Origin of the sequence: Pseudogulbenkiania sp. MAI-1, from assembly GCF_000527175.1 — a bacterium.
Lineage (GTDB): Bacteria > Pseudomonadota > Gammaproteobacteria > Burkholderiales > Chromobacteriaceae > Pseudogulbenkiania.
The window spans coordinates 2114638-2126947 of record NZ_AZUR01000001.1 but is presented as its reverse complement, the minus strand read 5'-3'; the positions used below and the strand labels follow the sequence as shown (position 1 = coordinate 2126947).

General features: G+C 64.5%; 11 protein-coding genes. 10 read left to right on the top strand and 1 reads right to left on the bottom strand.

Annotated elements, in window-relative coordinates:
* Positions 1 to 36 precede the first annotated feature (36 nt).
* The 9 genes from PSEMAI1_RS0109955 to PSEMAI1_RS0109910 all read left to right on the top strand — a co-directional run bounded on the left by PSEMAI1_RS0109955 (position 37) and on the right by PSEMAI1_RS0109910 (position 8708).
* A complete protein-coding gene (locus tag PSEMAI1_RS0109955; RefSeq protein WP_024302733.1) occupies positions 37 to 1890 on the top strand; it encodes a hypothetical protein in 1854 nt (617 codons plus the stop codon).
* Positions 1891 to 1893: 3 nt separating this feature from the next.
* Positions 1894 to 2538, top strand: coding sequence for a hypothetical protein (locus PSEMAI1_RS0109950; RefSeq protein ID WP_024302732.1), 645 nt, complete (start codon positions 1894 to 1896; stop codon positions 2536 to 2538).
* A gap of 27 nt (positions 2539 to 2565) precedes the next feature.
* The gene (locus tag PSEMAI1_RS0109945) at positions 2566 to 3651 is read left to right on the top strand and encodes a hypothetical protein (RefSeq protein WP_024302731.1); all 1086 of its coding nucleotides are present in this window, start codon (positions 2566 to 2568) and stop codon (positions 3649 to 3651) included.
* A gap of 18 nt (positions 3652 to 3669) precedes the next feature.
* Positions 3670 to 4524 (top strand): hypothetical protein, encoded by an 855-nt coding sequence (locus PSEMAI1_RS0109940; protein WP_156943112.1) that lies wholly within the window; start codon positions 3670 to 3672, stop codon positions 4522 to 4524.
* Positions 4525 to 4612: 88 nt separating this feature from the next.
* The gene (locus tag PSEMAI1_RS0109935) at positions 4613 to 5218 is read left to right on the top strand and encodes a hypothetical protein (protein ID WP_024302729.1); all 606 of its coding nucleotides are present in this window, start codon (positions 4613 to 4615) and stop codon (positions 5216 to 5218) included.
* Between the two features lie 33 nt (positions 5219 to 5251).
* Positions 5252 to 6295 (top strand): DUF4438 domain-containing protein, encoded by a 1044-nt coding sequence (locus PSEMAI1_RS0109930; RefSeq protein WP_051460210.1) that lies wholly within the window; start codon positions 5252 to 5254, stop codon positions 6293 to 6295.
* 233 nt (positions 6296 to 6528) lie between these two features.
* Complete coding sequence (locus tag PSEMAI1_RS20885; protein WP_084612659.1) at positions 6529 to 7005, top strand: response regulator transcription factor; 477 nt, start codon at positions 6529 to 6531, stop codon at positions 7003 to 7005.
* 201 nt (positions 7006 to 7206) lie between these two features.
* Positions 7207 to 7497: a DNA-binding transcriptional regulator gene (locus tag PSEMAI1_RS0109915; RefSeq protein ID WP_024302726.1), complete on the top strand. Its 291-nt coding sequence runs from the start codon at positions 7207 to 7209 to the stop codon at positions 7495 to 7497.
* Between the two features lie 506 nt (positions 7498 to 8003).
* Positions 8004 to 8708 (top strand): SDR family NAD(P)-dependent oxidoreductase, encoded by a 705-nt coding sequence (locus PSEMAI1_RS0109910; protein WP_024302725.1) that lies wholly within the window; start codon positions 8004 to 8006, stop codon positions 8706 to 8708.
* 154 nt (positions 8709 to 8862) lie between these two features.
* On the opposite strand, the gene PSEMAI1_RS0109905 is transcribed toward PSEMAI1_RS0109910, so the two are convergent.
* Positions 8863 to 9759, bottom strand: coding sequence for a LysR family transcriptional regulator (locus tag PSEMAI1_RS0109905; protein WP_024302724.1), 897 nt, complete (start codon positions 9757 to 9759; stop codon positions 8863 to 8865).
* A gap of 147 nt (positions 9760 to 9906) precedes the next feature.
* On the opposite strand from PSEMAI1_RS0109905, the gene PSEMAI1_RS0109900 reads away from it, so the two are divergent.
* Complete coding sequence (locus PSEMAI1_RS0109900; RefSeq protein ID WP_024302723.1) at positions 9907 to 12144, top strand: malate synthase G; 2238 nt, start codon at positions 9907 to 9909, stop codon at positions 12142 to 12144.
* The last annotated feature ends 166 nt before the right edge of the window (positions 12145 to 12310 follow it).

Below are 12310 nucleotides of genomic sequence, written 5' to 3'. Positions count from 1 at the left end.
TCAATTCGCACTACTTTCGGCAAAGCGAGGTAGATCATGGCAATCCAACCCTTACCTTTTACCGGCCGCCAGGACGGCGCAACGCCCAACCAGAGGATGGCGCTCGACAACCTGATCCGACGCGAGCTGAAGGTCGGCGACCCGAGCGATCCGGAGCAAGTCGCCCGTGCCTTGCTCGAACGTTATCAGGGCGAACCGCGTGCTCGCGGCCTTGCGCAGGAAGCGGCCGGGCTGCCGTTCTTGCAGGTGCAGCTGAGCACGCCGGCCGCGCTGCCGACGCCGACCGCTACCAGCGTCGATCTTCAGCAGGCGGTCCAGGACGTTCATCAAGACCTCGAACATCTCACGCACAGCAATTTGCTGAAGGATGTGCAGCCGGAGCTCGCCGGTTGGGCGCAGTCAATCCGCAGCGCTGTGGCCGAGGGGACCCAGGCGGCGCGCTATGGGATGGACACGCAGCAGCGCGACAAGGCGTTTGCGATTCGCCGCCAGCTGTCGGACTACGCACGGATGGCGCGGTTGATCGGCGCGCTGACACCAGCGGTGAACTACGACTATCGTAACCTCGCGCAAAGTCTGGACGAAGTGTCGGCGGTGATCCTGGTACTGATGGGCGAGGCGCTGGCCAATACCGGGCTTGCCGGCGGTCGCTTCATGCTGCAGGCGCCTTACAGCGAGCTGCAGGTGCGGCGCGATGCGGTGCTGCACGCCCTGCGCAATCTGGTCGGCGCCACACAGGAAACGTATGGGCCGAACGATTGGCCGCGAGGACTGGACGCCTACCGGCGCCTGTACGACACCCTGGAGGTGCAGGGGCAGGGTGACTTGCGCTCGCTGCTGACCGAGAACGAACTGATGCGTGTGATGGACGAGGTGATCGAACGCACCGGCCAAGGTGCAGCCGAGGGGTTGCGCGCGGCCGGTTCGACCGCGCAGATCGACCTGCACCGCTTCAGCCGGCTGGTGGCGATCGGCAGCGGGCTGGTGAAGCCGGAGTCACCGCCGCTGGCCAGTTTCCTGCAAGCCTTGAGCTTGTTCGCCGACGCCTTCAAGCCGGCTGGCGGATTCCGGCTGCTGCGCGTGGCCAGGCCGTCGATCCTGTTCTACGGGCTGTACGGCGCTGGCGAGGAGCACAAAGCCGAGCGGCGGCTCACTCAGCTGGTATTGCAGCGAGGCGTTCTGGCAAGCCAGCTCGATTGCCTGATGCGCTGTAACTGCGATAAGCCGGACGTGCTGATGCAGATCGCGCTCGACAAGGTGCTGTACGTGGTGGATCGCGCCATCGACCTGTACTCGGTCGGCAATCGAGACTTTGCCCTGCCGGAGGCCCGCGCCGCCGCCTACAGCTACGTTGTCGATGCGATTCTCAACCACACTCAATTGCTGCTTCCGCCGCCTGAAGTCGGCGAGAGGGTGTGGACGCTGCCCGGCGAGATCAACGAATCGATGCAGGCGCTGCGTCAGCTGCTGCGCCCCTTCGACCGCACCACCGGCGGCAAGAAGGTGATGCTCTGGGACACCACGGAGAATGAGTACAAAGCCTACTTGGACGAGAGGAAATTGCTGCCCGGCAAGATTTATCTGCGCGTATTGATGGAGAACGAGTTGCGCCTCCAGCACGACGTCGACACTCGCTGGCGTAGCTTGGTGGATGGCATGGCGTCAGGCTGTGTGCCGAGCGACGAAATCTTCGGACCGAGTGGTGTCCTGACCCGGGTCACTCAGGTGGCGATCAACTTGGTGAATGACGAGGATCCGATGAGGAAGCTGGACGAGACCCCCAGTCTGCAGCCACACATCCCAGCGCACTTCGAAACCTCGCTCTCCGCGCTACTGTTTAACCACGGCCCCGATGGCGAAGGCCGCGACTGGGGATCGAATGGAGATTGAGCTATGAACACCTTTAAGCCGTACAACAACTTCTACGCAATGCGCGAGAGGCAGCAAGAACTGGTGTCTGAGCAGGTGGCGCAGGTGGTCGAACTCACCAAGGGTGTGTGTGGTGTGGCGGACGGCATCGCCACAGTCGCGCGCTCGGTCTCGTCGGTTGCCACCAGCGTAGATCAGGTTGCTGCCAACGTGAAGGTGCAGCCGACCTCCTCTACGTCGGCGCCGGCTCTCGATTGGCCGTCGGCGATCGACGCGGCGGCGCTCTATGTCATGCGTTTGACCGCCCATCTTCGCCTGCGTGTGCTCGATGCCCGCGCCGACCATGCGACCAGTACCGGCAAACTGCGCAGTGAGATCGACAGCAACCTCGCCAAAGTGCCGGATGATCCCGCGCTCCACTCGCTGTTCACACGTGCGACGACCCTGCTGGAGAAGGCCGATCAGTCGCTCGCCGGCCAGTTGCGGCAGTTGTGTTGGCCGCTGAGCCAAGAATTGGAAATACGCGACGCGGTTGTCGCACGGATGCGTGAACTGGTGTGCTTCGAACGCACAGTGGCTGAGAAGGTGCGGGGCGGTTGGCCCGAAGAGCCCCACCCGTACGCCAGCACCCTGGCCACGCTGACCGCGGCCAAGGCCAACAAGAAGTAACCGCTGCCCGCCTCAAGGAGACGCGTCATGAGCTACCAAACCACGGAAACAATCCAGCGCCTCTGGGAGACGTTTCTGCGTGACCAGTTGGCCAACCTGCCGCCCGGACAGCGTGAGGGCTTCGAGCAGCAGTTCGAACAACGCTTCACCGATCTGCTCAAGGATGCCGCCAACGGCACCGGGCGCGACGGCTTCCTCGACCTGATCGGCTTCGGCGAGAAGGGGCCGGTTGCATTCGACCAAGTCGCCTATCCCTACCTGCAGCCGGACTTCGACGACTCGGTCGTGCCCAGCCAGCTGCACGCCGCCGCCGAGCTGTACTACATCTACCAGCACGAGCGGATGAAGGTGTTCCAGGTGGTGGAAGTGCTGCTGCGCCTGTTTCGCCTCGGCAAGATGCGCATCCAGCGCGGCCCCGGCGCGCGCGGCCTGTACCTGCTCGAAAAATGGAAGCCGCTGCGCTACACGTTGCAGGACCGCATGGTCGCCTACCGGCGCGCCTTCAACTACGGCAACGCCCAGGCGCCGGCCGGCGCGGTGGTCAACCGCAACTTCCACCGCCAACTGGTCGGTTTCATGGCGGCGGTCGGCCAGTATTTCCGCGACCTGATGATCGGCGAGGTGATCCGCGGCGGCCCGCTGATCGAGCAACGGCCGTTCGGGTCGATCGGCACCATCCAGCGGATTGGCCTCGACTTGCGCTATGCGCTCGACCGCAGCACCTACGGTAACATCTTCTCGCTGGCGATGGAGACCGGGCATTACCTGACCTCCGTGCTGCAGTTGCTGGATGCACCGGACATCAAGAAGGCGTTCGATGCCAACACCAAGTGGGATGTGGTCGAGATCGTGTCCCAGCGCTACCTGGGTGGTGTGGCCGAGCCGTCGCAGCGGGCCAAGATGGCGGAAAGCGGCCGACGCATGTTGCAGTTCATCGCCGACAACGACTTCAAGACCGCCACCGACCCGATCCTGTTCCAGTCGGTGATCCGGCCGATGGGGCCGCATGCCGAAGCCTGGATCGCCGCCTACCGGATGACGCCCGACGGGCGTGGCTTCCAGGGCGTGACGCCGGCGCTCAAGAGCGTACTCGGGCAGCCGACGGCGGCGTGAGGACGGAGGTGATGCGCCATGTGGTGGCCTGGCCTGTCATTGACCGTCCAGCAGCGGCTGGCAGCGTGCGTGGTCGATCCGGCGCTGGCACTCACTCCGTTCGGCCCGATCCTGGTGGCGCGGCTCGGGCGCTGGCTGGAGCTATGGCTGCCGCGCGAGGTGTGGACCTTGCTCGACAGCAGCGACTGCCTCCGCAGCCAGCCCGGGCTGTGGGGCGAGATGCTGATCACAGCGCCCCCGGCGGCGGCCGAGCTGGACGTCGCTCTGGCCGGCTGGCAGCGGCTGCGGCTGGGCCACGAGCGCGGCGAGCTGCCCTGCTACTGGCTGGGAGAGCGTCCGAGCGAGGCATCGCTTCCCAACGGCACGCCTACTGGGCTGGCCGAGCGCCACGACACACTGGCGCGCAGCCTGGCTGAGCGGGTGCCCGAGTCGACGCCACTGACCGCGCTCGACACGCTGGCGCTGTGCGCCACACTCGGTCCGCTGCCGCTCTTGACCTTGCTGGACGCGGAGCATTGGCAGGACGGGCCGGCGCTCGGCAAGGTGCTGTGCGAGGCCAATGTGCCTTGCGAACCGTGGCCGGCCGGCTCCGTGCAGACGCTGGCGGTGCTGGAGCGGCAGGGGCTGCGGCGCCTGATGTCGCAACTGGGGCTTGCGGTATGGCCGGCCTGTGGCCTGACGCTGGCGGTGCTGCACTTGTGGGCGCCGGCTGCGGCGCTGGCCGATCGGCCGTCGCCGGGCGAGGTGCCGGGGGCATTGCCGGAGGTCGACTATCCCGCGCATGGCCTCGACTACGCCGAGCTCGGGCTCGACGTCGAGCGTGCCCTCCCCGCCTTGTGGGACGACGCGCGCGCCTACTGGTATGCGCTGTAGCCGCCGGTTGCCCGTTCATCTCGTGTCGCTCCAAGGTCAAAAACGGCCCTCAAGGTATTCGGATACCGATCTCCAAGGAGACAACACCATGCGCTGGGACTTCCTGCTCGACGAAGCGATCGACATGCTGTGGGACGAGGCGGCTCCGCCGCCAAGCGCCAATTGCGGGGTCGTCACCCCGGCCACGCAGGCACGCGAGGCACAATGCCGCGCCTTGCTGGCGCAGGCGGCGCAAAGACCGGGCAGCGTGCCGCGCATCCGCATCAATCAATGCCAGGGCTGGCTCGCTGAAGAACGCTTGTGCCAGCGGCTGCGGGCGCGCGGCCACCAAATTCGCGGACAGGTCACGCTACGCGGCGGCAGCGGCGGCTCGCGGGCGGACGTGGCACCGGCTCACCCCGGTGCGCGCGGCATCACCAACCTGCTGGAAAGCAAACATCTCGATCTCGACCGCTACCGCCAGCCCGGCGGCGCGCTCGACAGCACTCGCCTGACCCGGGCCATCCTCTCCCACATGGCACAGGTGCAGAGACACCAGCGTGCCGCCCAGGCGCACGGTGACGTACCGACCCGCGAGAGCATCGTCTACCAGTTGTCGCATGCCCGACCCGGCGAGCACGCGACCTTCCTGCAGCTATTCCGCCAGCTCGCCCAGCCACGCGGTATGCGCGGCGGCGTGCTGCGCATGGTCTGAACGAGCCATAACAGGTTCCAGTGGAGCACCGTCATGAGCGAGTCCGTCCTTGCCCCCCCTCGCCTCAGCCGACATCACCAGGCACTGAATCAGCCGGTGGCGCGGCAGCGGCCACGTCTCAACCTCGACGAGCTGGTGCTGGTGGCTATCGGCGGCCAAATCGCCCACCCTATTGCGCGCGGCAACCCGTATCGTATCGGCTACGATGGCGTGCCGCGGGTGCTGCCTGGCACCGGCGGCATCGTCATCAACCGCCGCATCGGCGACCGCTGTGTCGGGCTGGCCGGCGACCACATCGAACCGGGGGTGGCGCTGCACAACAATGGACGCGAAGTGGTCGGGCCGCGCAACGGCCCCAACACCGCGCTGATGACCTACGCCTGCGTGGGAAACCGGGCGCGCGTGGTTACCGGGCCGATGGCCGGCCAGACCGGCCTCGTCACCGGCAAGCACGGCGGCATCAACCACGTGCTGGTCGACTTTCCCGCCCAGGTGCTGGCGCGCTTGCGCATCGGCGATCGCATCCAGTTGTACAGTCACGGCCTGGGCGCACGGCTGCTGGATTATCCGGAAATCACCTTGTTGAACTGTGCCCCGGCCCTGTTATGGCGCTGGGGCATCCGCGAGCGTGACGGGGCGTTGTGGATACCGGTGACTCACCGTTTCCCGTCGGTGCTGATGGGCTCGGGGCTCGGCAAGAACACTGCCTGGCGCGGCGATTACGACATCCAGCTGGCCGATCCGCGTCTGCGGCAGCGCTACCGGCTGGGCAGTTTGCGCTTTGGCGATCTGGTGGCGATCTGCGATGCCGACAACCGCTACGGGCCGCTGGTGCGAAGCGGCCGCGTCACCATCGGTGTGATCGTGCACGGCGACAGCACCGTCAGCGGCCACGGCCCCGGCGTCACCCCGCTTTTGACCGGCCCGGCCGCGCTGTTGCGTTCCCTCATCGACGAGCGCGCCAACCTCGCCGCGCTGTTCGATGTACGTGAGCCGGTGCCGCCGCGCGATTACCCGCCGCTGGCCGGCCGAACGCTCGGACGAGGCCCTGCGCCCCGGCTCATCGTGAGCGCTTGATGCGGCCCCGGTAGCCAGGGAAAAACTCTTGGCTACCCAAATGAAATTGTTATTTTCGATTAGACATAACGCATGTCAATGTCAATAATTTGCAGCGACAACCTGATCGTGCTGGCACCCCACCCCTCTGAGCCGGCTGGGCACCGTTGGCCGCGCCGCACCTGCAATAGGCGGTGGGCCAGCAGGATGGTGCCGTACAGCCTGCCGAAGTAGCCTAAGCGAAAGGGCAAGCGATGCAATCTCCGTTGGATCATGCTCAAACCCTGGCAGCGCCGTTGACGATGCTGGCAGAGTTTGCTGTTGGCGATCAGCAGTTCCAGATCGTGGCCGTCGACGAAGGCCCAGACGGATCGGGTGCCGATGCTCTGTTCGGCGAACTGATCTGCTTTACCTGTGGCGGTTGTCGCTGCGCCATCGTGCCCAAACGCTGCGCCTTATCCACCGATCTGGCCGAACTGGCGACGCTGCTAACCGAGCGGGAGCTGCAGATCACCGCGCTGGTGTCACAGGGCAAGCTCAACAAGCAGATCGCCGACCAACTACATATCAGTGAATGGACCGTCGCCACCCACCTGCGGCGCGTGTTCAGCAAGCTGGGCGTCAAAAGCCGCGCCGCGATGGTCTATCGCTGCGCGCCGCTGTTGGAGCGGCTGCGTAAGGCGATGCAAACCGTCAACCCTCAACTCCCTCCAGAACACCACGGTTCCTAGCCGCAGCAGGGTCTCTGCCAACCCGGAGACGCTCACAGTCATATTGTATTGGCGGTATGGTGTTCGGCTGTGCTTGTGGGCTGGAGAGTGTCGAGTCCACGAGGTTTCGCACAGTTCTTAACAGACGTTTGCAATTTGATTACAGCGGGATCGGTGTTTCTACATTTATCATGGAGGAACCCCACAAGCAGGAGCCCACCCATGACAACTCCCGAAACCTTTCCCCATCCTCGTGAAGTCCGCCACAAGCAAGGACTGAATCAAATCGAATTCTGGAGCAAGATCGGTGTCACGCAATCCGGCGGGTCGCGTTATGAATCCGGCCGCAACATGCCGCGACCGGTGCGTGAATTGTTCCGCCTGGTGCATATCGAACAAGTCGACCTTGCCAAGATCAATCGTGATGATATCGAGGTGATCGCCCTCCTCAAGGCTCAATATCCTGACCTTTATGAGACCCTGAGAAAGGCCATCTCCGTCAGTCACGGCTAACCGACCCCGCAAGGGGTTTTGTTGGTGCGGCATTTATGTCGATTGGATAAAAATGACGTTGGGCGGCCCGAAAAGCAGCATGTGACATTGCGCGGGCTGTGGCAGTACGCAGGTGCTGTCTTTGTCCCGGTGCGGGCTCCTTGGTGCGTCCGATAGCGTGCTCAAACAGCCCGTCAAACCTCACCGCTGTATCCCCTCTCGCACCGGCACTCCCTGTCTTCTCAGGCAAGTTCCGCTGACATGGCCACTTCTGGCCGATGACCCCAGTTCGCAGGAAAGGCATTGATCGGGGCCGTACCGCCAATGCCACCCATCAATGGTTCGGCATGGGCGCAGGCAGGCCATCGCGTCTGTGCAGCTGGCAAAACCGTAAAGAAGGCGCTATGGAACACAATACGAAATAATGTGGTCCTGTACCGGGCAGCCGCCCCATCGGGCAGCGGCGCTCCAGCTTTTCAGGTGCGTGACCCAGTACCGATTTCGTATCACAAAAAAGGAGGCAGTCAATGGATTTCAACAACCATACCATCATCATTACCGGAGCCGCCGGCAATCTCGGCCAGGCCGTAGCCAAGGCTTTCGCCGAGCGTGGCGCCAACCTGGTGTTGCTGGCGCGCCGGCGCGAACAGCTGGAAAAGGTCTTCGGGGCGGAAAGTCCGCAACGTCTATTCGCCACCGCCGACCTGCTCGATCAGGATCAGGTCAACGCCGCCGTACAAAAGGCCATCGACCAGTTTGGCCGGATCGACGTGCTATGCAATGCCGCGGGCGGGTTCCGCATGGGGCCGTCGGTGCATGAAACTCCGGATCAGGACTGGGATTTTCTGTTCGACATCAACACGCGCAGCATGCTGCACGCGGTGCGCGCCGTGGTGCCGCGGATGATCGAAGGGGGCGGCGGGAAAATCATCAACGTCGGGGCCAATGCCGCCCAGAAGGGTGTTGCTCAAATGGGTACCTACTGCGCCGCCAAGGCCGCGGTGGCCCGCCTGACCGAAGCGATGGCGGCGGAGCTGCGCGAACATAGCATCAACGTCAACTGCGTCCTGCCCAGCATCATCGACACGCCGGAAAACCGCGCCGCCATGCCGGCGGCCGACCCGTCGCGCTGGGTCGCCCCCGACGCGCTCGCCGACGCCATCCTGTTCCTGGCTTCGAACGGCGCCCGTGCCATTCACGGCGCCAGTCTGCCGGTGATCGGGTTGAGTTGACGGGATTGGGTCAAAGCCCGGCTCATCCCCCCGAGTTGGCGTCGACACTGGTGCGTTACCGTTGTGCTCCTGTATGGCGGTAACGCGCCGTTGACTCCCTTATCGAGCAGGTTTGTTTGCTCGAGTGAGAGCCCCCCCTCCTCTACCGACAGTCTCAAGCCCAGTAACCCGGTTCGTCGTAACAGGCTTTCAGGTGATCGATGAAGTGGCGTACCCGCAACGGCAGGAACTTGCGCTGTGGCACCACGGCGTAGACCGGGTAATCCGGCGACGAGAAATAATCCAGCACCGTGACGAGCCGTCCCGCGGCCAAGTCCTCCTTGACCTCCCACAGCGAGCGCCATGCCAGGCCGTAGCCCTTCAGCGCCCACTCGTGTAGAACGGCGCCGTCGTTGCACTCCAGGTCGCCGGACACCTTGAGGTTGACCAATTGATCGCCATCGGTGAAGGCCCAGCCGCGCCCCTGGCTCTCCCCCAGCGACAGGCAATTGTGTTTGGCCAGATCGTCCAGCGTGCGGGGCGTCCCCATGCGTGCTAGGTACGCCGGTGCCGCCACCACGACGCGGCGGTTTTCTGCCAGCTTGATGGCCACCAGGCTGGAGTCGGAAAGGTCCGATATGCGGATGGCGCAATCCACCCGGTCGCGCACCAGATCGACCAGCCGGTCCGACAGGTCCAGGGTTACTTTCACGTCTGGGTGCTGCTGCTGGTAGCTCGCCACATGCGGCGCCACATGGCGGCGGCCGAAGCCGGCCGGCGCGCTGACCCGCAGATGGCCGCGCGCGCGCGCGCTGCCGGAGGCCACCGCCGCCTCGGCTTCGGCCAGTTCGGTCAGGATGCGCAGGCTTTCCTCGTAAAAGGCGCTGCCTTCTTGTGTTAGTGTGACACTGCGGGTGGTGCGAACCAAAAGCTTGGCCCCGAGACGCTCCTCCAGTGCGTCCAGTCGGCGGCCGATCACCGCCGGCACCACCCCTTCCTGGCGGGCCGCCGCCGACAGGCTCCCGTGCGCCACCACGGCGACCAGGGTTTCAAGCTGTTTGAAGGTGTCCATTAGTTAACAAAAAGTAAAAGAAGCTGTGGCATTTTAGTTCTTTCTTTGTCACATTAACATCACTAAACTTGGTTTGCTGCTTTGCAATACGCTGATGCCAAAGAAGAAGCGAGATAGACCCGAACTGGAGCCAGAGAGAGAAGCGTCATGACCCAACGAACCCCTTGCCACCGCTTGCAGATTGCCACTGCCCTTCATGCCTTCATCGAGCAGGAAGCCCTGCCCGGTACCGGCCTCGATTCCGCCGCGTTCTGGCGTGGTTTCGACGAACTGGTGCATGAGCTGGCTCCGAAGAACCGTGCGCTGCTGGCCGAACGCGATCGCCTGCAGAGCGAAATCGACAACTGGCACCGCCAGCAACCCGGCCCGATCGCCGACATGGCCGCCTACAAGGCCTTCCTGACGTCCATCGGCTACCTGAAACCGGTGCCGGCCGACGCCAGGATCGACACCAGCAATATCGATACCGAGATCGCCGAGCAGGCCGGCCCGCAGCTGGTCGTCCCGGTCAGGATCGACACCAGCAATATCGATACCGAGATCGCCGAGCAGGCCGGCCCGCAGCTGGTCGTCCCGGTGATGAACGCGCGCTACGCGCTGAACGCCGCCAACGCGCGCTGGGGCAGCCTGTACGACGCGCTGTACGGCACCGACGCCATTTCCGAAGACGACGGTGCCACCCGCAGCGGCGGCTACAACCCGGTGCGCGGCGCCAAGGTCATCGCCTTCGGCCGCGATTTCCTCGACGCTACCGCGCCGCTGGAAGCCGGCTCCCACCACCACGCCGTCGCCTATCGTGTGACGGGCGGGCAACTGCAGGTCGAACTGCAGGACGGCGTCACCACCACGCTGAAGCAGCCCGGCCTGTTTGTCGGCTACAACGGCGACACCGCCGCCCCGAGCTCGGTGCTGCTCAAGCAGAATGGCCTGCACTTCGAGATCCAGGTCGACAAGAGCCACCCGATCGGTGCGCAAGACAGCGCCGGCGTGAAAGACATCGTGATGGAAGCGGCCGTCAGCACCATCATGGACTGCGAGGACTCGGTGGCCGCGGTCGATGCCGAAGACAAGGTCGTGGTGTATCGCAACTGGCTCGGCCTGATGCAGGGTACGCTGACCGAGGAAGTGAGCAAGGGCGGCAAGACCTTCACCCGCGCCCTGAACCCGGACCGCAGCTACACCGCCGCCGACGGCAGCGCCCTGACGCTGCACGGCCGCAGCCTGATGTTCGTGCGCAATGTCGGCCACCTGATGACCAACCCGGCCATCCTCGACGGCGACGGCCACGAGGTGCCGGAGGGCATCATGGATGCCGTGGTGACCACCTTGATCGCGCTGCATGACCAGCAGCGCAAGGGCAACTCCCGCGCTGGCTCCATCTACATCGTCAAACCCAAGATGCACGGCCCGGACGAAGTCGCCTTCGCCGACGAGCTGTTCGGCAAGGTGGAGCAACTGCTCGGCCTGCCGCAGTACACCGTGAAGCTCGGCATCATGGACGAAGAGCGCCGCACCAGTGTCAACCTGAAAGCGTGCATCGCCGCCGCCGCCCACCGCGTCGCCTTCATCAACACCGGCTTCCTCGACCGCACCGGCGACGAGATGCACACCTCGATGGAAGCCGGCCCGATGATCCGCAAGGGCGACATGAAGACCTCGAAGTGGATCACCGCCTACGAGCGCAGCAACGTTCAGGTCGGCCTGGAGTGCGGCCTGCGCGGCCATGCCCAGATCGGCAAGGGCATGTGGGCCATGCCGGACCTGATGGCCGAGATGCTGAAGCAGAAGATCGGCCACCCGAAAGCCGGCGCCAACACCGCCTGGGTGCCCTCTCCCACCGCCGCCGTGCTGCATGCGCTGCACTACCATCAGGTGGACGTGCAGGAGGTGCAGAAGGCGCTGGAAGCCCAGCCGGCAGTCGACCTGCTGGATGACCTGCTCACCATCCCGGTCGCCGCCGATCCGAACTGGAGCGCCGAGGAAATCCAGCAGGAACTGGACAACAACGCCCAAGGCATCCTGGGCTACGTGGTGCGCTGGATCGACCAAGGCGTGGGTTGCTCGAAAGTGCCGGACATCCACAACGTCGGCCTGATGGAAGACCGCGCCACGCTGCGCATTTCCAGCCAGCACATCGCCAACTGGCTGCGCCATGGCATCGTGACCGAGGCCCAGGTGAAGGAAACCCTGCAGCGCATGGCGGCGGTGGTGGACAAGCAGAACGCCGGCGATCCGGCCTACCAGCCGATGGCCCCCGCCTTCGACACCTCGATCGCCTTCAAGGCGGCCTGCGACCTGGTGTTCAAGGGCTGCGCGCAGCCTTCCGGCTACACCGAGCCGCTGCTGCACCACTGGCGTCAGGTGGTCAAGGCGCACGAGCTTTGATCCTTCCCTGAGGTATTGACCCAAGCGGCCCGGAAAAGGGCCGCTTTTTTTATGCTCTCAGCAATATCCGCGGCAGATCTCGCGTACCTGTATATGCTCAAGTACAGGAAGGAAACTGAATGGCATCCATGGAACACGGCGTGTTTTCGCGCGGCGGTCTGGAAAC

Bases quoted from the DNA above. Each gene is read 5' to 3' on its own strand.
- PSEMAI1_RS0109955 (WP_024302733.1), top strand. From the start codon at position 37: ATGGCAATCCAACCCTTACCTTTTACCGGCCGCCAGGACGGCGCAACG.
- PSEMAI1_RS0109950 (WP_024302732.1), top strand. From the start codon at position 1,894: ATGAACACCTTTAAGCCGTACAACAACTTCTACGCAATGCGCGAGAGG.
- PSEMAI1_RS0109945 (WP_024302731.1), top strand. From the start codon at position 2,566: ATGAGCTACCAAACCACGGAAACAATCCAGCGCCTCTGGGAGACGTTT.
- PSEMAI1_RS0109940 (WP_156943112.1), top strand. From the start codon at position 3,670: ATGTGGTGGCCTGGCCTGTCATTGACCGTCCAGCAGCGGCTGGCAGCG.
- PSEMAI1_RS0109935 (WP_024302729.1), top strand. From the start codon at position 4,613: ATGCGCTGGGACTTCCTGCTCGACGAAGCGATCGACATGCTGTGGGAC.
- PSEMAI1_RS0109930 (WP_051460210.1), top strand. From the start codon at position 5,252: ATGAGCGAGTCCGTCCTTGCCCCCCCTCGCCTCAGCCGACATCACCAG.
- PSEMAI1_RS20885 (WP_084612659.1), top strand. From the start codon at position 6,529: ATGCAATCTCCGTTGGATCATGCTCAAACCCTGGCAGCGCCGTTGACG.
- PSEMAI1_RS0109915 (WP_024302726.1), top strand. From the start codon at position 7,207: ATGACAACTCCCGAAACCTTTCCCCATCCTCGTGAAGTCCGCCACAAG.
- PSEMAI1_RS0109910 (WP_024302725.1), top strand. From the start codon at position 8,004: ATGGATTTCAACAACCATACCATCATCATTACCGGAGCCGCCGGCAAT.
- PSEMAI1_RS0109905 (WP_024302724.1), bottom strand. From the start codon at position 9,759: ATGGACACCTTCAAACAGCTTGAAACCCTGGTCGCCGTGGTGGCGCAC.
- PSEMAI1_RS0109900 (WP_024302723.1), top strand. From the start codon at position 9,907: ATGACCCAACGAACCCCTTGCCACCGCTTGCAGATTGCCACTGCCCTT.